This window comes from Streptomyces sp. NPDC093111 (genome assembly GCF_040683955.1).
In the GTDB taxonomy this organism is placed as follows: domain Bacteria; phylum Actinomycetota; class Actinomycetes; order Streptomycetales; family Streptomycetaceae; genus Streptomyces.
The window spans coordinates 108,664-129,568 of record NZ_JBFBNW010000003.1; the positions used below are offsets into that span (position 1 = coordinate 108,664).

The window sequence follows — 20,905 nt, forward strand, 5'->3', positions numbered from 1 at the left end:
TGGCCATGACAAATCCCTCGGGGCCGTACGGATACGGATACGCTCCCCCGCCACCGCCGCCGAAGCCCGGCGTCATACCCCTGGTGCCGCTGACCTTCGGGCAGATCCTGACCGGCGCGTTCAGCGCGCTCGGGCGCTACTGGAAGCCGCTCCTGGGCGTGGCCGTGACCGCCTTCGGGGTGGCGACGGTGCTCGTCCTCGGCGCGGTCCTGGTCGCCTGGAACGCCGTGTCGGACAACGTCGACCGGCTCTCGCACCTCCCGCAGGGCCAGGACCCCGACGGCGCGGACATCCGGGGGCTGCTCCTCGCCTTCGGCGGTGTCTGGCTGACCGCCATGCTCTGCCTGATGCTGGCCAACGCCCTGGTCTACGCCGCCGCCCCGGTCGTCGCGCAGGAGGCGGTGCTCGGCCGCCCCGTGGGCTTCGGGGCCGTCTGGCGCCGCGCCTGGTCCCGGGTGGGCGCGGTGCTGAGCGCGGTCGTCCTGTCGATGCTGGCCATGCTCGTACCGGTGCTGCTCCTCGTCGTCGGCTTCGGCCTCATGCTGTTCGGCATGATCGCGGGCATCGGCGCCTCCGGGAGCGACGAGGGCGTGGGCCCCGCGGTCGCCGGCCTGGTGTTCCTCCTCGGCGCCCTGGCGACCGTCCCCTTCGGCCTGTGGCTCTGGGTGAAGTTCAGCCTGGCCCCCGCGGCCGCGGTCATCGAGGGCACGGGCGGCCTGACCGCCCTGCGCCGCTCCGCCGACCTGGTCCGCGGCTCCTGGTGGCGCGTCTTCGGCTGCACGATCGCCACGGCCGCGATCGTGGCCGCGGTCAGCGGGGCGATCCAGCAGGTGTTCTCGCTGATCGCCTGGATCCCGATGTCGACGCTGGACTTCGACGCCGACACCGCCCCCACCGAGGTCCTCGGCTCGATGTCCGTCGTGATGGGCGTCGTCCTGATCGGCAGCGTCGCCTCCCAGGCCCTCCTGGCCCCCCTCCAGCCCCTGGTCTCCGCCCTGCTCTACGTGGACCAGCGCATGCGCAAGGAGAACCTGGGCCCGGTGCTGGCCCAGACGGCGGGCGTGCTCTGAGACGTCTGCTCCGAGACGTCGGGGACACGCGTGAGGGCCGCACTCCGAAAGGAGTGCGGCCCTCGGCGCGTGCCGTCGGACGGGATCAGACGTTGAACCCGAGCGCGCGCAGCTGCTCGCGGCCGTCGTCCGTGATCTTGTCCGGGCCCCACGGGGGCATCCAGACCCAGTTGATCTTCAGCTCGTTGACGATGCCGTCGGTGGCGGACTTCGCCTGGTCCTCGATCACGTCGGTCAGCGGGCAGGCCGCCGACGTCAGGGTCATGTCCAGCGTCGCCACGTTCGACTCGTCGATGTGGATGCCGTAGATGAGGCCCAGGTTGACCACGTCGATACCCAGCTCGGGGTCGACGACGTCGTACAGCGCCTCGCGGACTTCTTCTTCGGAGGCCGGCTTCATCGTGGCCTCGGCGTTCTCGGTCATGCCGACTTCCTCTCAGCGACACCGTCACCCAGGGCCTGGGCGGTCGCGTCCTTCCACGCCATCCAGCTGAGCAGCGCGCACTTCACCCGGGCGGGGTACTTCGAGACACCGGCGAACGCGACCGCGTCCTCCAGGATCTCCTCCATCGCGTCGTCCGGCTCCAGCTGGCCCTTGGACTGCATCAGCTCCAGGAAGGTGCCCTGGATCTTCTGCGCCTCGGCCAGCTCCTTGCCGACGAGCAGGTCGTTGAGGACGGAGGCCGAGGCCTGGCTGATGGAGCAGCCCTGGCCCTCGTACGACACGTCCTCGATCCGCGAGCCGTCGTACTTCACGCGGAGCGTGATCTCGTCGCCGCAGGTCGGGTTGACGTGGTGCACCTCGGCGTCGCCGTCCCGCAGACCGCGCCCGTGCGGGTGCTTGTAGTGGTCCAGGATGACGTCCTGGTACATCGAATCCAGCTTCACGAGGCGTCCCCTAGCCGAAGAAGTTCCGTACGTGCTCCAGACCCGCGACCAGGGCGTCGACCTCGGCCGGGGTGGAGTACAGATAGAACGACGCTCGCGTGGTCGCGGGAATTCCGTACCGCAGGCAGACCGGCCGCGCGCAGTGGTGGCCGACCCGGACCGCGATGCCCTGCTCGTCGAGGACCTGGCCCACGTCGTGCGGGTGGATGTCGCCGAGCGTGAAGGAGATCGCCGCGCCGCGGTCCTCGGCCGTGGTGGGGCCGATGATCCGCAGGTCCGGAACCTCCTGGAGGCGCCGGACGGCGTACTCGGTGATCGCGTGCTCGTGGCGCGCGATGTTCTCCATGCCGATCGCCGACAGGTAGTCCACGGCCGCGCCGAGGCCGACGGCCTGCGCGATCGGGGGCGTACCCGCCTCGAACTTGTGCGGGGCCGGCGCGTAGGTGGAGGAGTGCATCGAGACGGTCTCGATCATCTCGCCGCCACCGAGGAACGGCGGCAGGTCCTCCAGGAGCTCCTGGCGTCCCCACAGCACGCCGATGCCGGTCGGGCCGCACATCTTGTGGCCGGTGAAGGCCACGAAGTCGGCCTGCAGCGCCTGCACGTCGAGCACCATGTGCGGGGCGGCCTGGGAGGCGTCGATGCAGACCAGCGCACCGACCTCCTGGGCCCGGCGGATGATCGCCTCGACCGGGTTGATCGTGCCGAGGAGGTTGGAGACCAGGGTGAAGGAGACCACCTTGGTCTTCTCCGTGATCAGTTCCTCGATGTTCGACAGGTCGAGCCGGCCGTCGTCGGTGAGACCGAACCACTTCAGCTTCGCGCCGGTGCGCTGCCCCAGCAGCTGCCACGGGACGATGTTGGAGTGGTGCTCCATCTCCGTGATGACGATCTCGGTCTCGTGGTCCACGCGGTAGGGCTCGTCGGCCCAGCCCAGCATGTTGGCCACGAGGTTGAGCGACTCGGAGGCGTTCTTGGTGAAGATCACCTCGTCGCGGCTCGGCGCGTTGATGAAGGCGGCGACCTTGTCGCGGGCGCCCTCGTACAGCGCGGTGGCCTCCTCGGCGACCGTGTAGACGCCGCGGTGGACGTTGGCGTTGTGCCGCTCGTAGTACGCGTTCAGAGCGTCGAGGACCTGGCGCGGCTTCTGCGAGGTGGCCGCCGAGTCCAGGTAGACGATCTTCTTGTCGTCGTGGACCAGACGATCCAGGAGCGGGAAGTCCTTGCGGATCGCCTCGGTGTCGAGGAGGCCGGTCAGCCCCGGATGGGCGGAAGTCACGCGGATGCGCCACCCTTCACGTACTTGTCGTAGCCCTCGTTCTCCAGCTGGTCGGCGAGCTCGGCGCCGCCGGACTCGACGATGCGGCCGTTCGCGAAGACGTGCACGAAGTCGGGCTTGATGTAGCGGAGGATCCGCGTGTAGTGCGTGATCAGCAGGGTGCCGACCTCGCCGCTCTCGCGGACGCGGTTGACGCCCTCGGAGACGATGCGCAGCGCGTCGACGTCGAGGCCGGAGTCGGTCTCGTCGAGGATCGCGATCTTCGGCTTGAGCAGTTCGAGCTGGAGGATCTCGTGGCGCTTCTTCTCGCCGCCGGAGAAGCCCTCGTTGACGTTGCGCTCGGCGAAGGCCGGGTCCATGGAGAGCTGCTCCATCGCGGACTTGACCTCCTTCACCCAGGTGCGCAGCTTGGGCGCCTCGCCGCGGACGGCGGTGGCGGAGGTGCGCAGGAAGTTGGAGACCGAGACGCCGGGGACCTCGACCGGGTACTGCATGGCCAGGAAGACGCCGGCGCGGGCGCGCTCGTCGACCGACATCTCCAGGACGTCCTCACCGTCGAGGGTGACGGTGCCGCCGGTGACGGTGTACTTCGGGTGGCCGGCCAGCGAGTACGCCAGGGTCGACTTGCCGGAGCCGTTCGGGCCCATGACGGCGTGGGTCTCGCCCTGCTTGATGGTCAGGTCGACACCCTTGAGGATCTCGCGCGGACCGTTCTCGGCCTCGACGGAGACGTGCAGGTCGTGGATTTCAAGCGTTGCCATGGGTGACTCAGGACTCCTGGGTGACGGAGACGAGCACATCGTCCCCTTCGATCTTTACGGGGTATACGGGGACGGGGCGCGTCGCGGGGAGGCCGGACGGCTTGCCGGTGCGCAGGTCGAACGCGGAGCCGTGCAGCCAGCACTCGATCTGGCAGTCCTCCACCTCGCCCTCGGAGAGCGACACGTTCGCGTGCGAGCAGATGTCGTGGATCGCGTACACCTCGCCCTCGGTGTGCACGAGGGACACCGGCGTGCCGTCGAGTTCCACCCGCTTCGGGGTGTCCTCCTCCAGCTCGCTCAGCGCACAGGCGCGGACGAAGGCCATCAGACGGACGCCTCCAGCTCGGCCTCGATCTTGGCCAGCAGGCGCTCCTGGACGTCCGGCAGACCGATCTGCTGGACCAGCTCGGCGAAGAAGCCGCGGACGACGAGGCGGCGGGCCTCGGTCTCCGGGATGCCGCGCGACATCAGGTAGAAGAGCTGCTCGTCGTCGAAGCGGCCGGTGGCGGAGGCGTGGCCGGCGCCGGCGATCTCGCCGGTCTCGATCTCCAGGTTCGGCACCGAGTCGACCCGGGCGCCGTCGGTGAGGACGAGGTTCCGGTTGAGCTCGTAGGTGTCGGTGCCCTCGGCGGCGGCCTCGATGAGGACGTCGCCGATCCAGACCGCGTGGGCGTCCTGGCCCTGCAGCGCGCCCTTGTAGGCCACGTTGGACTTGCAGTGCGGGACGTTGTGGGTGACCAGGAGGCGGTGCTCCTGGTGCTGCCCGGCGTCGGTGAAGTACAGGCCGAAGAGCTCGGCCTCGCCGCCGGGGGCGGTGTACGTGACGCGCGGGTGGATGCGCACGACGTCGCCGCCGAAGGTCACGACGACCGACTTGAAGGAGGCGTCGCGGCCGATCAGCGCGTTGTGCTGAGCGATGTGGACGGCCTTCTCGTCCCAGTCCTGGACGGAGACCACGGTGAGCTTGGCGCCGTCGCCGAGCACGTAGTCGACGTTGGCGGCGAGCACCGCGTCACCCGTGTGGTCGATGACCACGACGGCCTCGGCGAAGGCGCCGAGCTCGATCACCTGGTGGCCGAAGGCGACGCCGCCCTGGCCGTGCACGGCGATCCGGATCGGCTCGGTGAGGACGGCCTCCTTGGCGACGGTGACGACCGAGGCCTTCTCGAAGGAGGTGTACGCCTGGGCGGCGACGCGGTCGACCGGCGTGCCGGCCTTGCCGAGACGCGCGTCGTCACGGCCCACGGTCTCCACGGTGACGCCCTCGGGGGCCTCCACGTCGACGCGGACGCCCTCGCCGGACACGACGGCGGTGCCGTCGTGCAGGCCGCGCAGGCGCTCCAGCGGGGTGAAGCGCCACTCCTCCTCGCGGCCGTGCGGGACGGGGAAGTCCGCCACGTCGAAGGACGGCGGGGCGCTCATGCGCGTGGCGACGGTGGACTCGGCGGCCACCGCGATCGAGCCCGCGGTGGTGGAGCCCGCGGGGATGTTCTGAGCCTCAGCCATGGCTGTCGTGTTGCTCTCTTCCTGCGTACGTAAAGAAAATCGGTCGCTGCGGGGCGGTGCGGGGCGGGGCTTTAGCCGACCGCGCCTTCCATCTGCAGCTCGATCAGCCGGTTGAGCTCCAGCGCGTACTCCATCGGAAGCTCCTTCGCGATGGGCTCGACGAAGCCGCGGACGATCATGGCCATCGCCTCGAACTCGGTGAGGCCGCGGCTCATCAGGTAGAAGAGCTGGTCCTCGGAGACCTTGGAGACGGTGGCCTCGTGGCCCATGGAGACGTCGTCCTCGCGCACGTCCACGTAGGGGTACGTGTCCGAGCGGGAGATCGTGTCGACGAGCAGCGCGTCGCACAGGACGTTCGACTTGGAGCCCGGGGCGCCCTCGCCGATCTCGATGAGACCGCGGTAGGAGGTGCGGCCGCCGCCTCGCGCCACCGACTTGGAGACGATGTTGGAGGAGGTGTTCGGGGCCATGTGGACCATCTTGGCGCCGGCGTCCTGGTGCTGGCCCTCGCCCGCGAAGGCGATGGACAGGGTCTCGCCCTTGGCGTGCTCGCCCATCAGGTAGACGGCCGGGTACTTCATGGTGACCTTGGAGCCGATGTTGCCGTCGACCCACTCCATGGTGGCGCCCTCGTAGGCGACGGCGCGCTTGGTCACCAGGTTGTAGACGTTGTTCGACCAGTTCTGGATGGTCGTGTAGCGGCAGCGGCCGCCCTTCTTCACGATGATCTCGACGACGGCGCTGTGCAGCGAGTCGGAGGAGTAGATCGGGGCGGTGCAGCCCTCGACGTAGTGGACGTAGGCGTCCTCGTCGACGATGATCAGCGTCCGCTCGAACTGGCCCATGTTCTCCGTGTTGATACGGAAGTAGGCCTGGAGCGGGATCTCGACGTGCACGCCCTTCGGCACGTAGATGAACGAGCCGCCGGACCACACGGCCGTGTTCAGCGAGGCGAACTTGTTGTCGCCGACCGGGATGACGGTGCCGAAGTACTCCTTGAAGAGCTCCTCGTGCTCCTTCAGCGCGGTGTCGGTGTCGACGAAGATGACGCCCTGCTCCTCCAGGTCCTCGCGGATCTGGTGGTAGACGACCTCGGACTCGTACTGCGCGGCGACACCGGCGACGAGGCGCTGCTTCTCGGCCTCCGGGATGCCGAGCTTGTCGTACGTGTTCTTGATGTCCTCCGGCAGGTCCTCCCAGGACTCGGCCTGCTTCTCGGTGGACCGCACGAAGTACTTGATGTTGTCGAAGTCGATGCCGGAGAGGTCGGAGCCCCAGGTCGGCATGGGCTTCTTGCCGAAGAGCCGCAGTCCCTTGAGGCGCAGCTTCAGCATCCACTCGGGCTCGTTCTTCTTCGAGGAGATGTCGCGGACGACGTCCTCGTTGAGACCGCGCTTGGCGGTGGCGCCGGCCGCGTCCGAGTCGGCCCAGCCGTACTCGTACCGACCCAGGCCCTCGAGCTCGGGGTGGCTGATCTCGGTGGTCATGCGGGGTTCCTCCCGGCCGTGCTTGCGGATGCAGGTGATGAAGTGGTCTGTGGGCCCTGGGGGCCGCCGTGCGGGATGAAGGTCGTGCAGACGCCGTCACCGTGGGCGATGGTGGCCAGGCGCTGGACGTGGGTCCCGAGGAGGCGGGAGAAGATCTCCGTCTCCGCCTCGCACAGCTGGGGGTACTGCTCGGCGACGTGGGCGACCGGGCAGTGGTGCTGGCAGAGCTGCTCGCCGACCGGCGCGTGACGCGCAGTGGCAGCGTACCCGTCGGCGCTCAGCGCCTTGGCGAGGGCCTCGGTGCGCTCCTGCGGACCGGCGGCCTCGACGGCCTCGCGGTACGACTCGGCCTGGGCCTCGATCCGGTCGCGGGCGAAGGCGGCGACGGCGGCCTCTCCGCCGGCGTTGCGCTCGATCCAGCGGAGCGCCTCGACGGCCAGGGAGTCGTACGACTGGTCGAAGGCGTCACGGCCGCAGTCGGTGAGCGCGAAGACCTTCGCGGGGCGGCCGCGGGTGCGGGTCCCGTAGACGCGCTTCTCGCGGGCCTCGACGACGGAGTCGGCGACCAGCGAGTCGAGGTGGCGGCGGACGGCGGCCTGGGTGAGGCCGAGCCGCTCGGCGAGGTCGGCGACGGTCGAGGGCCCGTGGTCAAGGATCGACCGCGCGACCCGGTTGCGCGTGGAACGCTCTCGGGTCGCGAGTTCCTCCACCGGAGCCGCGCCAACGTTTTTCACAACGCCATTGTTGCGTAATTAATCGGGGAGTGACAAGCCGCGCCCGGACCGGTCACGGTGGGGTGCATCACTCAGGTAAGGCTTACCTGACCTGCGGAAATGATCATTCGTAGGACGTTTCCGGCCGTCCGGTGAACCAGTACGAGCCGCCCACCAGCACTCCTCCGCCCACGATGTTGCCCGGCACGGTGAAGATCAGGTTGCGCAGCAGATCGCCGAAACCGGCCGTTCCGTCGAGGATCGCGAGGGAGAACAGGGCCATGTTCGCCACGCAGTGCTCGAAACCCACCGCCACGAACACGAGCACCGGCAGCCACAGCACGAACAGCTTCGCCGCGTCGCCGCGGGCCCGGTAGAACATCCAGACCCCGAGGCACACGAGCAGGTTGCAGAGCACCGCCCGCCAGAACAGCTGCCCGCCGCCCAGCGCCTCCTTGCCGGCCACCATCTCCGCGAGCATCGCCTTCGCCGACGGCGCCGACAGCACCCCGGAGGCGTGCACCATCGCCCCGAAGACGAAGGCCCCGACGAGGTTCCCGCCCAGCGACAGCGCCCAGCTGCCCGCCAGGTCCTTCCAGCCCGTACGGCCGGACAGCGCGCCCAGCAGCATCACCATCACGTTGCTGGTGAAGAGCTGCGCCCCCGCGAACATCACGATCGTCAGCGCGATCGGGAAGACCGCCCCCTCCAGCAGCTTCACCGCCGCCGAGTGCTCGGCCACGAACGGCGAGATCGCGACCAGCAGCAGCACCTCGCCCACGCCGATGTACGCGCCGGCCAACACCGCCGAGACCGCGTACCGGCCGGGGCGCGCCAGCTCGTGCGCCTTGTGCTCGGCCTGTCCGACCGTCTCCCGCAGGTTCTCCGCCACACTGATCACTCTGTCGACGCTAGATCCGGCCGCGGCGGCGAAGCGCGCGTAAAGGTCCCTTCTCTAGGGACCCGGGCCCCGCGCCGGAGGGACCTTCGCCCCCTCTCTAGACTTCCCGGCATGCGAAACGAGTCCGTCGAGTCCGCCGTCCGGGTCCGGGGCCTGGTCAAGCGGTACGGGACGAAGACCGCCGTCGACGGCCTCGACCTCGATGTCCGGACCGGCACCGTCACCGCCGTCCTCGGCCCCAACGGCGCCGGCAAGACCACCACCGTCGAGACCTGCGAGGGCTACCGGAGGCCGGACGCCGGCACCGTGCGCGTCCTCGGCCTCGACCCGGTCGCCGACGCCCCGGCACTGCGCCCCCGGATCGGCGTGATGCTCCAGTCCGGCGGCGTCTACTCCGGCGCCCGCGCCGACGAGATGCTGCGCCACATGGCGAAGCTGCACGCGCACCCGCTGGACGTGGACGCCCTGATCGAGCGCCTCGGCCTCGGCTCCTGCGGCCGGACCACCTATCGGCGCCTCTCCGGCGGCCAGCAGCAGCGCCTGTCGCTCGCCATGGCCGTGGTGGGCCGCCCCGAGCTGGTCTTCCTCGACGAGCCGACCGCCGGACTCGACCCGCAGGCCCGCCGCGCCACCTGGCAGCTGGTCCGCGAGCTGCGCGCCGACGGCGTGACCGTCGTGCTCACCACCCACTTCATGAACGAGGCGGAGGAGCTCGCCGACGACGTCGCGATCGTCGACGCCGGCCGGGTCGTCGCCCAGGGCAGCCCCGAGGAGCTGTGCCGCGGCGGCGCCGAGAACACCCTGCGCTTCACCGGCCGCCCCGGCCTCGACCTCGGCTCGCTCCTGAAGGCGCTGCCGGACGGCACCGCCGCGGCGGAGCCGACCCCGGGCACGTACCGGCTCACCGGCACGGTCGACCCGCAGCTGCTCGCCACCGTCACCAGCTGGTGCGCGCAGCACGGCGTGATGCCGGACCGGATCTCGGTCGAGCGGCACACCCTCGAAGACGTCTTCCTCGAACTGACCGGCAAGGAGCTGCGCGGATGAGCACGGGTACGTACGCGCCGAAGCCGGGGGCCGCGCCCGTCGGCCGGATGATCGCCGCGCAGACCGCGCTGGAGACCCGGATGCTGCTGCGCAACGGCGAGCAGCTGCTCCTCACGGTGATCATCCCCTCCCTGCTGCTCGTGCTCTTCTCGACGGTGGACGTCGTCGACACGGGCTCGGACAAGGCCGTCGACTTCCTCGCCCCGGGCGTCCTCGCGCTGGCCGTGATGTCCACCGCCTTCACCGGGCAGGCCATCGCGACCGGCTTCGAGCGCCGCTACGGGGTGCTCAAGCGGCTCGGCGCCTCGCCGCTGCCGCGCTGGGCGCTGATGACCGCCAAGACGCTGTCGGTGCTGGTCACCGAGGTGCTCCAGGTGGCGCTCCTGACGGCGATCGCGCTGGGGCTCGGCTGGTCGCCGCAGGGCGACCCGTTCTCGGTCCTGGTGCTGCTCGTCCTCGGCACCGCGGCCTTCTCGGGGCTCGGCCTGCTGATGGCCGGCACCCTGAAGGCGGAGGCGACGCTGGCCGCGGCGAACCTGGTCTTCCTGCTGCTCCTGGTGGGCGGCGGGGTGATCGTGCCGCTGGACCGCTTCCCGGAGGCGGCCCGCTCGGTCCTGGAGCTGCTGCCCATCTCGGCGCTCTCCGACGGCCTGCGGGACGTGCTCCAGCACGGCGCGACACTGCCCTGGGGCGACGCGCTGATCCTCGCGGTCTGGGCGGTGCTGGGGCTCGGCGCGGCGGCCCGCTTCTTCCGCTGGGAGTGAGCCGGCGACGGGGCGGCGGGCGCCGAGGGTGAGCGTCCGGTGACGTTTCGCGGCGCAAAAGCCCGTAACGCACCCCTCGTGAAAACGCGCACAAGCCCGTGCCTACGATAGGGCCCGTGCTGACCCCCCTCGCCTTCATCGCCCAGCGCTGGACCCCGTCCCCCCGGACGCTCCGGCGCGCCGCGCTCTCCGCCGTCGTGATGAGCGTGGTCATCATCGTCACCGGCGGCGCGGTCCGGCTGACCGGCTCCGGTCTCGGCTGCGACACCTGGCCCAAGTGCACGGACGACAGCCTCATCGTCACCGCGGAGCAGGGCTTCCACGGCTTCGTCGAGTTCGGCAACCGCATGCTGACCTACGTCCTGTCGGCGGCGGTCGGCTGGGCGATCACCGCCGCCCGCTCCACCAAGCCGCGGCGGCGCGCCCTCACCCGGCTCGGCTGGGCCCAGTTCTGGATCGTGATGAGCAATGCCGTCATCGGCGGCATCACGGTGTGGATGGGCCTCAACCCGTGGACGGTCGCCGGCCACTTCCTCGCCGCGAACGCGCTCCTCACCGTGGCCGTGATCACCTGGCACCGCACCGGCGAGGGCGACGGCTCCCCGAAGCCGCGCGTCCCGGGCCCGGTGCGCAAGCTGTCCTGGGCGATCGTCCTGGTCTCCGCGCTGCTCATCGCCCTCGGCACCACGGTGACGGGCGCCGGCAAGCACGCCGGTGACTCCAGCGACGTGCCGCGCATGCCGTGGGACTGGACGAACGCGGCCCACATCCACGCCATCGCCGCCTGGGCGGTCTGCGCCCTGGCCGTCGCCATGTGGCTGGTCCTGCGCGTGGTGGACGCCCCCGACGACACCCGGGCGCGCGCCCGCGACCTGCTGATCGTGCTGCTCGCGCAGGGCGCCGTCGGCTACGTCCAGTACTTCACGGGCGTCCCCGAGGTCATGGTCGCCGCGCACATGCTCGGCTCCTCGCTGATGTGGATCGCCGTCCTGCGACTCGCCCTGAGCCTGCGCGAGCGCCCGGTGGCCACGGCCCCGATCCCGGCCCAGCCGGACGCGGCACTCACCTCGGCCTGAGCCTGAGCCCGTTCCCGGGCCCGTCCGGGGCCCGGGAACGCCGCGACCCCGGCCATGATCCGCCGGACAGGCCCTAGCCCACGGTCTCCCGCGCCGGCTCGGCCAGCAGCGCGTCGGGCAGGTAGGCGGAGCGCACGCCCGGTGCCCAGCCGTGGACCTGCCGGGCGAGGGCGGCCAGGGCCGCCGTCCGGACCGGCAGCAGGCTTCCGGGGGTCTCGTCCCCCGCCGCCCCGGCGCTCTCGCGATGCGCGTCGAGGCGGGCCGCGAGGGCCCGGTCGAAGGCGTCGCGGTCGGCGTCGAGCAGGACCCGCAGCAGCCGCTGGTCGGGGTCGAGCTCCCCCGCCGCGTCGAGCGCCCGCGCCGACGCCGCCCGCTGCTCGGCGTCCGGCAGCCGCAGCGGGACGGGCCGCCCCCAGGACTCGTCCGCGCTCAGATAGGCGCAGAGGGCGTCCATCTCGGCGAGCTCGGCCGGCCGGGAGACGGAGTCGAAGCGCGAGTACGGGACCCCCGAGCGGATCGCGGGCGCGTAGTCCGCGTGGAGCAGCGGTCCCACCACCCGTCGCGGCGTCCAGAGCGTCCCGCCGAGCAGGCAGAGCGCGAAGGTCTCGGTCCAGGTCCGCGCGGTGGGCACCTCGTGCGCCGCGTCCCAGCCCTCGTCGAACAGCTGCTCGTCGCTGCTCAGCGTCTCGTCGACGAGGGGGAAGCGGACGTCCCAGTCGCCCTCGGGGAAGCAGCCGAGACCGAGCGCCCCGACGGCGCACTCGGCCGCGGTGAACAGCGCCCGGCGCGGGTCCGTCCCGTCGGGCCCGGGGCCCGCCACGGAGCACGCCCCGACGTAGTCGAGGAGCTCGTCGCGCGCCTTCGCCAGGCCGCTGAGCGACACTCCCCCGCCGTAGCGGAAGTCGTGCCAGTGTCCGAAGGTCCGGCTGCGGATGCCCTCCAGGGCCCGCTCGATCCGTTCCCGGTCGACCTCGTGGCTCGTCACGTCACGCACGGCTTCGCCGCCTCCCCCATGATCCGTTCGCTGGGACCCGAAGCTATCAGCGGCCACTGACAGCGCGGTGGGGGCGTCGGCGCGAGGTCGTCGCCTCAGGGCGTCAGCCGTTCGCCGGGCCGCCGACCTGGATGCCCGCCATCCGGGTCCACTCGTACGGGCCCGTGACGACCTTGGCGGCGAACTCGCCGTCGAACTCGTCGTGCAGCGTGAGGCCGGCCTTCTCGGCCGCCAGCCGGGCGGTCTCGAACGTCGGGGCCACCAGGTCGCCCCAGCCGCCGTCCTCGCCGACGAGGACGACCCGGGTCCCCGCCTGGCCGATGTGGGCGAGCTGTCCCTCGGCGCCGCCGTGCTTGCCGGCGAACGCCTGGATCTCCTTGGCCAGCTTGGCCGCCCTGCGCTCCGTCTGCTTCGTGTCTGCCATGGCAAGGATGCTACTCGCGGGTAGATCAACTGGCGACGGCCGGAGCACGTGGCGTGGGCCACGCACCCCGGCCGTCCACCGGAGCGATGCGCGAGGGCGCCTCAGCGCAGGAAGGGGTCCACCGCGACCGCCACGAAGAGCAGCGACACATAGGTGATGGACCAGTGGAAGAGGCGCATCTCCTTCAGCTTGGCGCCCTGGGCGCCCGCCTTGGCGCGGTGCAGCAGGGCGTGCGCCTCCCAGAGCCACCAGCCGCCGGTCGCCAGCGCCACCGCGGTGTAGAACCAGCCGGTGTAGCCCAGCGGGGTCAGCAGCAGGGAGACGGCGACCATGATCCAGCTGTAGACCACGATCTGCTTGGCGACGACCTTGTTGGAGGCGAGCACCGGCAGCATCGGCACGCCCGCGCGGGCGTAGTCGTCCTTCACCTTCATCGACAGCGGCCAGTAGTGCGGCGGCGTCCAGAAGAAGATGACGAGGAAGAGGATGATCGCGGCCCACGACATCGAGTTCGTGACGGCCGACCAGCCGATGAGCACGGGCAGGCAGCCGGCGATGCCGCCCCAGACGATGTTCTGGGCGGTGCGCCGCTTGAGGATCATCGTGTAGACCACGACGTAGAAGAGGAGCGCGCCGAGCGAGAGCGCCGCGGACAGCCAGTTGACGAGCAGGCCGAACCAGAGCGTGGAGACCACCGCGAGGGTGAGACCGAAGACCAGGCCCTCACGCGGAGTGAGCACGCCGGTGACCAGCGGACGCTGTGACGTGCGGTCCATCAGCGCGTCGATGTCGCGGTCGATGTACATGTTCAGCGCGTTTGCGCCACCCGCCGACAGGTATCCGCCGAAACACGTGGCGAGCACCAGCCACAGATCGGGCACGCCCTGCTCGGCGAGGAACATCACCGGAACGGTGGTGATGAGCAGCAGCTCGATGATCCGCGGCTTGGTCAGCGCCACGAATGCCTTGACGCGGGCCCCGAACGGCCGATGGCCTCCCGGGCTGGGAGTCAAGACGACCCCTGCGGGTCGGGACTCGACGGCCGTCACGCACACCCCTGACAGAGAAATTCCCAGCAAGCTCCCCGGATGAAGACGGGGTGAAGACTTGCGCGTACCACGCCACTGTAGACGTTGCCCATACGCCGATCTTCGCGGGGGTGGGGTCGTGTTGGCGGGACCCACACGCGGCCGCGACAGGGGTACGTCCCAAGGGGTGGGACACCCCCGTGTCCGGCTCGGGAGGCGAAGTCCCGCAAGGCCCGGCAGTCTTTGCTGTGAGCGCACATATGAGCGGCATGAACACGAAAAGAGGGACGAATTCCGGGGGTAGGCTCGACATCGCCGGGACACCCTCAGTCACCGGCTACAGACATGCGGAGAGGAGCCCTGACTCAGGGTGAGCACTAAGCCGACGACCACAGACCTCGAGTGGACCGAACTGGACCAGCGGGCCGTGGACACCGCCCGCATCCTTGCCGCCGACGCCGTGCAGAAGGTAGGCAACGGCCATCCCGGTACGGCGATGAGCCTCGCGCCCGCCGCGTACACCCTCTTCCAGAAGGTGATGCGGCACGACCCGGCCGACCCGGAGTGGGTGGGCCGCGACCGCTTCGTGCTCTCCGCCGGGCACTCGTCCCTGACCCTCTACACCCAGCTGTACCTGGGCGGCTTCGGTCTCGAGCTCGACGACCTGAAGGCCTTCCGCACCTGGGGCTCCAAGACTCCGGGTCACCCGGAGTACGGCCACACGGCCGGCGTGGAGACGACCACCGGCCCGCTGGGCCAGGGTGTCGCCAACGCCGTGGGCATGGCCATGGCCGCGCGCTACGAGCGCGGCCTGTTCGACCCGGAGGCCGCCCAGGGCGCCTCTCCGTTCGATCACCACGTGTACGTGATCGCCGGCGACGGCTGCCTCCAGGAGGGCATCTCCGCCGAGGCGTCCTCGCTCGCCGGGCACCAGAAGCTGGGCAACCTGATCCTGCTGTGGGACGACAACCACATCTCGATCGAGGGCGACACCGAGACCGCCGTGTCCGAGGACACCATGAAGCGGTACGAGGCCTACGGCTGGCACGTCCAGCGCGTGGAGCCGCAGGCCAACGGCGACCTGGACCCGGCCGCCCTGTACGCCGCGGTCAAGGCCGCCGAGGCCGAGACCGAGCGCCCCTCCTTCATCGCGATGCGCTCGATCATCGCCTGGCCGGCGCCGAACGCCCAGAACACCGAGGCCGCGCACGGCTCGGCCCTCGGCGACGCGGAGATCGCGGCCACCAAGCGCGTCCTCGGCTTCGACCCGGAGCAGACCTTCGAGGTCACCGACGAGGTCATCACGCACACCCGCTCCCTCGGCGACCGCGGCCGCGAGGCCCGCGCCGCCTGGGAGAAGTCGCTGGCCGAGTGGCGTACCGCCAACCCGGACCGGGCGGCCGAGTTCGACCGCATCGAGGCCAACGAGCTGCCGGCCGGCTGGGAGGACAAGCTCCCGGTCTTCGAGGCGGGCCAGGGTGTCGCGACGCGTGCGGCGTCCGGCAAGGTCCTCCAGGCGCTCGGCGCGGTGATCCCGGAGCTGTGGGGCGGCTCGGCCGACCTCGCCGGCTCCAACAACACCACGATCGACAAGACGTCCTCCTTCCTCCCGGAGGGCAACCCGCTCCCCGAGGCGGACAAGTACGGCCGGACGATCCACTTCGGCATCCGCGAGCACTCCATGGCCGCGGAGATGAACGGCATCGCCCTGCACGGCAACACGCGCATCTACGGCGGCACCTTCCTGGTGTTCTCCGACTACATGCGCAACGCCGTGCGCCTGTCCGCGCTGATGCACCTCCCGGTGACGTACGTGTGGACGCACGACTCGATCGGCCTCGGCGAGGACGGCCCGACCCACCAGCCGGTGGAGCACCTGGCCTCGCTGCGCGCCATCCCCGGTCTGAACGTGGTCCGCCCGGCCGACGCCAACGAGACGGCGATCGCCTGGCGCGAGATCATGAAGCGTCACACCAAGGTGTTCGGCAAGGGCGCCCCGCACGGTCTGGCCCTCACCCGCCAGGGCGTGCCGACGTACGCGCCGAACGAGGACGCGGCGAAGGGCGGCTACGTGCTGTTCGAGGCCGACGGCGGCGAGGCGCAGCTGGTGCTGATCGCGACCGGTTCCGAGGTGCACCTGGCCGTCGAGGCCCGGGAGCAGCTGCAGGCCGCCGGCGTCCCGACCCGCGTGGTCTCGATGCCGTCGGTGGAGTGGTTCGAGGAGCAGGAGCAGGCGTACAAGGACTCGGTCCTGCCGCCGGCCGTCAAGGCGCGGGTCGCGGTCGAGGCCGGGATCGGCCTGACCTGGCACAAGTACGTCGGCGACGCCGGCCGGATCGTCTCGCTGGAGCACTTCGGTGCCTCGGCCGACGCGAAGGTGCTGTTCCGCGAGTTCGGCTTCACGCCGGAGGCGATCGTCGCCGCCGCCCGGGAATCCCTCGCCGCCGCCGCGCGCTGACGCCCATACGTACGACTTAATGGAGATGCAATTCCCATGACAGACGCTCTCAAGCGCCTCTCCGACGAAGGCGTCGCGATCTGGCTGGACGATCTCTCGCGCAAGCGGATCACGTCCGGCAACCTGGCCGAGCTCATCGACCAGAGCCACGTGGTGGGTGTGACCACCAACCCGTCCATCTTCCAGAAGGCGATCACCTCGGGCGACGGTTACGAGCAGCAGCTCGTCGACCTCGCCGTCCGCAAGGTGACCGTGGACGAGGCCATCCGGATGATCACGACGGCGGACGTGCGCGACGCCGCCGACATCCTGCGCCCCGTCTTCGACGCGACCGAGGGCCAGGACGGCCGGGTCTCCATCGAGGTCGACCCGCGGCTGGCCCACCAGACGGCTCCCACCGTCGCCGAGGCCAAGCAGCTGGCCTGGCTGGTCGACCGTCCCAACACGCTCATCAAGATCCCGGCCACCAAGGCGGGTCTGCCGGCGATCACCGAGGTCATCGGCCTCGGCATCAGCGTCAACGTGACGCTGATCTTCTCGCTGGAGCGTTACCGCGAGGTCATGGACGCCTACCTGGCGGGCCTGGAGAAGGCCCGCGAGCGCGGCCTGGACCTCTCGAAGATCCACTCCGTGGCGTCCTTCTTTGTGTCCCGCGTGGACACCGAGATCGACAAGCGCCTCGACGTCCTCGGCACCGACGAGGCCAAGGCCCTCAAGGGCAAGTCCGCCCTGGCCAACGCGCGTCTCGCCTACGAGGCGTACGAGGAGGTCTTCGGCTCCGAGCGCTGGGCCGCCCTCGACAAGGCGCACGCCAACAAGCAGCGCCCGCTGTGGGCCTCGACCGGCGTCAAGGACCCCGCGTACAAGGACACCCTGTACGTGGACGACCTGGTCGCCCCGGGCACGGTGAACACCATGCCGGAGGCCACCCTGGAGGCCACCGCCGACCACGGCCAGGTCGTCGGCGACACGATCCGTGGCACGTACGAGGAGTCCCGCTCGGTCCTCGCCGCCGTGGCGAAGCTGGGCATCTCCTACGACGAGGTCGTCCAGCTCCTCGAGGACGAGGGCGTCGACAAGTTCGAGGCCGCCTGGAACGACCTGCTCAAGTCGACCGAGGCGGAGCTCGCCCGCCGCGCACCTTCGGAGGCGTAATCACCTTGAGCGCAGTCACCGGAGCGAACCCGCTCCGTGACGCCGCAGACCGACGGCTCCCGCGCATCGCGGGGCCGTCGGGTCTGGTGATCTTCGGTGTCACGGGCGATCTGTCCCGCAAGAAGCTCATGCCCGCGGTCTACGACCTCGCCAACCGCGGTCTGCTCCCGCCGGGCTTCTCGCTGATCGGCTTCGCCCGTCGCGAGTGGCAGGACGAGGACTTCGCACAGGAGGTCCACGACGCCGTCAAGCAGCACGCCCGCACCCCGTTCCGCGAGGAGGTGTGGCAGCAGCTGATCCAGGGGATGCGCTTCGTCCAGGGCGACTTCGACGACGACGACGCCTTCGACCAGCTGAAGACCACCATCGAGGAGCTGGACAAGGCGCAGGGCACCGGCGGCAACTTCGCCTTCTACCTGTCCGTGCCGCCGAAGTTCTTCCCCCTGGTCGTCCGCCAGCTGAAGAAGCACGGCCTGGCCGACCAGAAGAACGGCTCCTGGCGCCGTGCGGTCATCGAGAAGCCCTTCGGCCACGACCTGACCTCCGCCAAGGAGCTCAACGAGGTCGTCCACGAGGTCTTCCCGCCCGACGCGGTCTTCCGCATCGACCACTACCTCGGCAAGGAGACCGTCCAGAACATCCTGGCGCTCCGCTTCGCCAACACCCTCTTCGAGCCGATCTGGAACCGGTCGTACGTCGACCACGTGCAGATCACCATGGCCGAGGACATCGGCATCGGCGGCCGGGCCGGGTACTACGACGGCATCGGCGCCGCCCGTGACGTCATCCAGAACCACCTCCTCCAGCTCCTGGCGCTGACCGCGATGGAGGAGCCCGCCTCCTTCGACGCCGACGCGCTCGCCGCGGAGAAGACCAAGGTGCTCGGCGCGGTGAAGCTGCCGAAGGACCTGGGCAAGTCCACGGTGCGCGGCCAGTACGCGGCCGGGTGGCAGGGCGGCGAGAAGGCCGTCGGCTACCTCCAGGAAGACGGCATCGACCCGCAGTCGAAGACCGACACCTACGCCGCCATCAAGGTGGAGATCGACAACCGCCGCTGGGCGGGCGTCCCCTTCTACCTGCGCACCGGCAAGCGGCTCGGCCGGCGGGTCACCGAGATCGCGGTGGTCTTCCAGCGCGCCCCGCACTCCCCCTTCGACCAGACGGCGACGGAGGAGCTCGGCCAGAACGCGCTCGTCATCCGCGTCCAGCCGGACGAGGGCGTCACCATGCGGTTCGGCTCCAAGGTGCCGGGCACGCAGATGGAGGTCCGGGACGTCTCGATGGACTTCGCCTACGGCGAGTCCTTCACCGAGTCCAGCCCCGAGGCCTACGAGCGGCTCATCCTCGACGTCCTGCTCGGCGACTCCAACCTCTTCCCGCGTGTCGAGGAGGTCGAGCTGTCCTGGAAGATCCTCGACCCGATCGAGCAGTTCTGGGACAAGCACGGCAAGCCCGCGCAGTACCAGTCCGGGACCTGGGGTCCGGTCGAGGCGGACGAGATGCTCGCACGAGACGGCAGGAGCTGGCGCCGGCCATGAAGACCGACCTGACGGACACCACGTCCTCCAAGATCAACAAGGCGCTGGTGCTCGGGCGGCGGGCCATCGGCACCCCGGCCGTCGGCATGGTGCTCACCCTCGTCATCGTCACCGACGAGGAGAACGCCTACGACGCCCTGAAGGCGGCCAACGACGCGTCCCGCGAGCACCCCTCGCGGACCCTCGTCGTCATCAAGAGGGTCTCGCGCTCCCCGCGGGACCGCGCCAAGGCGCGACTCGACGCCGAGGTCCGCCTCGGCGCCGACGCCAGCACCGGCGAGACGGTCGTGCTCCGGCTGTACGGCGAGGTCGTCGACCACGCCCAGTCGGTGGTGCTGCCGCTGCTGCTGCCGGACGCGCCCGTCGTCGTCTGGTGGCCGGTGAACGCACCGGTCGACCCGGCGAACGACCCGCTGGGCGCCCTCGCCCAGCGCCGTGTGACCGACACGTACGCCGCCGAGCAGCCCATCCAGGAGCTGACCGCGCGCGCGGACGCGTACACCCCCGGCGACACGGACCTCTCGTGGACCCGGATCACCCCGTGGCGCTCGATGCTGGCCGCCGCGCTCGACCAGGTCGCGTGCGAGGTCACCTCGGCCGAGGTGGAGGGCGAGGAGTTCAACCCGAGCGTCGAGCTGCTCGCCATGTGGCTGGCGGACCGGCTGAAGATCCCGGTGCGGCGCGCCACGTCGGCCGGGCCCGGCCTCACCTCGGTGCGGATGGAGTCCAGCTGCGGCCCCATCGTGCTCGACCGGCCGGACGGCTCGCTCGCCACGCTCTCCATCCACGGACAGCCGGACCGCGGCGTGGCGCTCAAGCGCCGCGAGACGTCCGAGCTGATCGCGGAGGAGCTGCGCCGCCTCGACCCGGACGACACGTACGCCTCGGCGCTGCGGTTCGGCCTGGAGCGGCTCGACGAGGAGGCGGCGACTACCGCCCCGGCCGCCGAGACGGAGCCCGAGGCCGGAGCCCCGGCCGCGGCGCCCGCGGCGAAGACCGCGAAGAAGGCCCCGGCCAAGAAGGCGGCGGCCAAGTGAGCGCCCCTCAGCTCGTCGTCCACCGTGACAAGGAGCTGATGGCCCAGGCCGCGGCGGCCCGGCTGATCACGAAGATCGTGGACGCCCAGTCCGCCCGCGGCAGCGCCTCGGTGGTGCTCACCGGCGGGCGCAACGGCAACGGACTGCTCGCGGCGCTGCGCGCGGCGCCCGCGCGGGACGCCGTCGACTGGGCGCGGCTCGACCTGTGGTGGGGCGACGAGCGCTTCCTGCCCGAGGGCGACCCGGAGCGCAACGTCACCCAGGCCCGTGAGGCGCTGCTCGACAGCGTCCCGCTGGACCCGGCGCGGGTGCACGCGATGCCGGCCTCGGACGGCCCGTACGGCAACGACGTCGAGGCCGCTGCCGCCGCCTACGCGGCGGAGCTCGCGGCGGCGGCCGGCCCCGAGGACCGCGCCGGGGTGCCCGCCTTCGACGTGCTGATGCTGGGCGTCGGCCCGGACACGCACGTGGCCTCGCTCTTCCCGGAGCTCCCGGCGGTCCGCGAGACCGAGCGGACGGTGGTGGGGGTGCACGGCGCTCCCAAGCCGCCGCCGATCAGGGTCTCGCTGACCCTTCCGGCGATCCGGGCCGCGAAGGAGGTCTGGCTGCTCGCGGCCGGCGAGGACAAGGCGAAGGCCGCGGCCATCGCGCTGTCCGGCGCGGGCGAGGTGCAGGCCCCGGCGGCGGGCGCCTACGGCCGCTCGCGCACGCTGTGGCTGCTGGACTCGGCGGCGGCCTCGGAGCTGCCGCGCGATCTGTATCCCCCGGCCACGGCCTGA

General features: G+C 70.8%; 21 protein-coding genes. 9 read left to right on the top strand and 12 right to left on the bottom strand.

Annotated features, from left to right (window positions below; translation table 11 throughout):
* Positions 1-5: 5 nt before the first annotated feature.
* Positions 6-1,070 carry an oxidoreductase gene (locus tag AB0Q96_RS05320; RefSeq protein ID WP_365321883.1) on the top strand — a complete coding sequence of 355 codons (1,065 nt, stop codon included), beginning with the start codon at positions 6-8 and terminating at the stop codon, positions 1,068-1,070.
* Positions 1,071-1,155: 85 nt separating this feature from the next.
* Here the strand turns inward: AB0Q96_RS05320 and AB0Q96_RS05325 are convergent, their stop codons facing one another.
* The 9 genes from AB0Q96_RS05325 to AB0Q96_RS05365 all read right to left on the bottom strand — a co-directional run bounded on the left by AB0Q96_RS05325 (position 1,156) and on the right by AB0Q96_RS05365 (position 8,605).
* On the bottom strand, positions 1,156-1,494 hold the full coding sequence (locus tag AB0Q96_RS05325) for a metal-sulfur cluster assembly factor (RefSeq protein ID WP_362483377.1): 339 nt from the start codon (positions 1,492-1,494) through the stop codon (positions 1,156-1,158).
* Positions 1,491-1,958, bottom strand: a complete 468-nt coding sequence (gene sufU / locus AB0Q96_RS05330; protein ID WP_365321885.1) for a Fe-S cluster assembly sulfur transfer protein SufU — start codon at positions 1,956-1,958, stop codon at positions 1,491-1,493. Before sufU ends, AB0Q96_RS05325 begins: the two co-directional genes overlap by 4 nt.
* A 10-nt stretch (positions 1,959-1,968) precedes the next feature.
* A complete protein-coding gene (locus tag AB0Q96_RS05335) occupies positions 1,969-3,237 on the bottom strand; it encodes a cysteine desulfurase (protein WP_365321887.1) in 1,269 nt (422 codons plus the stop codon).
* On the bottom strand, positions 3,234-3,998 hold the full coding sequence (gene sufC, locus AB0Q96_RS05340) for a Fe-S cluster assembly ATPase SufC (protein ID WP_365321889.1): 765 nt from the start codon (positions 3,996-3,998) through the stop codon (positions 3,234-3,236). Before sufC ends, AB0Q96_RS05335 begins: the two co-directional genes overlap by 4 nt.
* 7 nt (positions 3,999-4,005) lie before the next feature.
* Entirely contained in the window at positions 4,006-4,323 is a 318-nt protein-coding gene (locus AB0Q96_RS05345) for a bifunctional 3-phenylpropionate/cinnamic acid dioxygenase ferredoxin subunit (RefSeq protein WP_361164472.1), read from the bottom strand.
* Positions 4,323-5,504 carry a Fe-S cluster assembly protein SufD gene (gene sufD / locus AB0Q96_RS05350; protein WP_365321891.1) on the bottom strand — a complete coding sequence of 394 codons (1,182 nt, stop codon included), beginning with the start codon at positions 5,502-5,504 and terminating at the stop codon, positions 4,323-4,325. Before sufD ends, AB0Q96_RS05345 begins: the two co-directional genes overlap by 1 nt.
* Positions 5,505-5,575: 71 nt before the next feature.
* Positions 5,576-6,991, bottom strand: coding sequence for a Fe-S cluster assembly protein SufB (gene sufB / locus AB0Q96_RS05355; protein WP_329419615.1), 1,416 nt, complete (start codon positions 6,989-6,991; stop codon positions 5,576-5,578).
* Positions 6,988-7,725 (bottom strand): metalloregulator ArsR/SmtB family transcription factor, encoded by a 738-nt coding sequence (locus AB0Q96_RS05360; RefSeq protein WP_365321893.1) that lies wholly within the window; start codon positions 7,723-7,725, stop codon positions 6,988-6,990. Before AB0Q96_RS05360 ends, sufB begins: the two co-directional genes overlap by 4 nt.
* A gap of 103 nt (positions 7,726-7,828) precedes the next feature.
* The gene (locus AB0Q96_RS05365) at positions 7,829-8,605 is read right to left on the bottom strand and encodes a formate/nitrite transporter family protein (RefSeq protein WP_365321895.1); all 777 of its coding nucleotides are present in this window, start codon (positions 8,603-8,605) and stop codon (positions 7,829-7,831) included.
* A 111-nt stretch (positions 8,606-8,716) separates the two neighbouring features.
* Here AB0Q96_RS05365 and AB0Q96_RS05370 point away from each other — a divergent pair, with 111 nt between their 5' ends.
* From AB0Q96_RS05370 to AB0Q96_RS05380, 3 genes are all read left to right on the top strand, one after another.
* The gene (locus tag AB0Q96_RS05370; protein WP_365321897.1) at positions 8,717-9,652 is read left to right on the top strand and encodes an ABC transporter ATP-binding protein; all 936 of its coding nucleotides are present in this window, start codon (positions 8,717-8,719) and stop codon (positions 9,650-9,652) included.
* Positions 9,649-10,416, top strand: a complete 768-nt coding sequence (locus AB0Q96_RS05375) for an ABC transporter permease (RefSeq protein ID WP_365321899.1) — start codon at positions 9,649-9,651, stop codon at positions 10,414-10,416. Before AB0Q96_RS05370 ends, AB0Q96_RS05375 begins: the two co-directional genes overlap by 4 nt.
* A 107-nt stretch (positions 10,417-10,523) precedes the next feature.
* Positions 10,524-11,492: a COX15/CtaA family protein gene (locus tag AB0Q96_RS05380; protein WP_365322474.1), complete on the top strand. Its 969-nt coding sequence runs from the start codon at positions 10,524-10,526 to the stop codon at positions 11,490-11,492.
* Between the two features lie 73 nt (positions 11,493-11,565).
* On the opposite strand, the gene AB0Q96_RS05385 is transcribed toward AB0Q96_RS05380, so the two are convergent.
* The 3 genes from AB0Q96_RS05385 to AB0Q96_RS05395 form a co-directional block, all read right to left on the bottom strand.
* A complete protein-coding gene (locus tag AB0Q96_RS05385) occupies positions 11,566-12,486 on the bottom strand; it encodes an Imm49 family immunity protein (protein ID WP_365321901.1) in 921 nt (306 codons plus the stop codon).
* Positions 12,487-12,589: 103 nt separating this feature from the next.
* Positions 12,590-12,910 (bottom strand): hypothetical protein, encoded by a 321-nt coding sequence (locus AB0Q96_RS05390; protein WP_365321903.1) that lies wholly within the window; start codon positions 12,908-12,910, stop codon positions 12,590-12,592.
* 101 nt (positions 12,911-13,011) lie between these two features.
* On the bottom strand, positions 13,012-13,959 hold the full coding sequence (locus tag AB0Q96_RS05395) for a heme o synthase (protein ID WP_365321905.1): 948 nt from the start codon (positions 13,957-13,959) through the stop codon (positions 13,012-13,014).
* Positions 13,960-14,308: 349 nt separating this feature from the next.
* Here AB0Q96_RS05395 and tkt point away from each other — a divergent pair, with 349 nt between their 5' ends.
* From tkt to pgl, 5 genes are read left to right on the top strand one after another with little or no spacing between them, the layout of a single operon-like run.
* Positions 14,309-16,396 carry a transketolase gene (gene tkt / locus AB0Q96_RS05400; protein WP_365321907.1) on the top strand — a complete coding sequence of 696 codons (2,088 nt, stop codon included), beginning with the start codon at positions 14,309-14,311 and terminating at the stop codon, positions 16,394-16,396.
* A 36-nt stretch (positions 16,397-16,432) separates the two neighbouring features.
* A complete protein-coding gene (tal, locus tag AB0Q96_RS05405) occupies positions 16,433-17,551 on the top strand; it encodes a transaldolase (RefSeq protein ID WP_365321909.1) in 1,119 nt (372 codons plus the stop codon).
* A gap of 5 nt (positions 17,552-17,556) precedes the next feature.
* The gene (gene zwf, locus AB0Q96_RS05410) at positions 17,557-19,089 is read left to right on the top strand and encodes a glucose-6-phosphate dehydrogenase (protein WP_132918533.1); all 1,533 of its coding nucleotides are present in this window, start codon (positions 17,557-17,559) and stop codon (positions 19,087-19,089) included.
* Positions 19,086-20,126: a glucose-6-phosphate dehydrogenase assembly protein OpcA gene (opcA, locus tag AB0Q96_RS05415; protein WP_365321911.1), complete on the top strand. Its 1,041-nt coding sequence runs from the start codon at positions 19,086-19,088 to the stop codon at positions 20,124-20,126. The genes zwf and opcA overlap by 4 nt, the downstream gene beginning before the upstream one ends.
* Entirely contained in the window at positions 20,123-20,905 is a 783-nt protein-coding gene (gene pgl / locus AB0Q96_RS05420) for a 6-phosphogluconolactonase (protein ID WP_365321913.1), read from the top strand. Before opcA ends, pgl begins: the two co-directional genes overlap by 4 nt.

Coding starts and splice junctions, on each gene's coding strand:
- AB0Q96_RS05345 (WP_361164472.1), bottom strand. CDS start 4,323: ATGGCCTTCGTCCGCGCCTGTGCGCTGAGCGAGCTGGAGGAGGACACC.
- AB0Q96_RS05390 (WP_365321903.1), bottom strand. CDS start 12,910: ATGGCAGACACGAAGCAGACGGAGCGCAGGGCGGCCAAGCTGGCCAAG.
- opcA (WP_365321911.1), top strand. CDS start 19,086: ATGAAGACCGACCTGACGGACACCACGTCCTCCAAGATCAACAAGGCG.
- AB0Q96_RS05375 (WP_365321899.1), top strand. CDS start 9,649: ATGAGCACGGGTACGTACGCGCCGAAGCCGGGGGCCGCGCCCGTCGGC.
- AB0Q96_RS05320 (WP_365321883.1), top strand. CDS start 6: ATGACAAATCCCTCGGGGCCGTACGGATACGGATACGCTCCCCCGCCA.
- sufD (WP_365321891.1), bottom strand. CDS start 5,504: ATGGCTGAGGCTCAGAACATCCCCGCGGGCTCCACCACCGCGGGCTCG.
- sufC (WP_365321889.1), bottom strand. CDS start 3,998: ATGGCAACGCTTGAAATCCACGACCTGCACGTCTCCGTCGAGGCCGAG.
- tal (WP_365321909.1), top strand. CDS start 16,433: ATGACAGACGCTCTCAAGCGCCTCTCCGACGAAGGCGTCGCGATCTGG.
- sufB (WP_329419615.1), bottom strand. CDS start 6,991: ATGACCACCGAGATCAGCCACCCCGAGCTCGAGGGCCTGGGTCGGTAC.
- AB0Q96_RS05370 (WP_365321897.1), top strand. CDS start 8,717: ATGCGAAACGAGTCCGTCGAGTCCGCCGTCCGGGTCCGGGGCCTGGTC.
- AB0Q96_RS05325 (WP_362483377.1), bottom strand. CDS start 1,494: ATGACCGAGAACGCCGAGGCCACGATGAAGCCGGCCTCCGAAGAAGAA.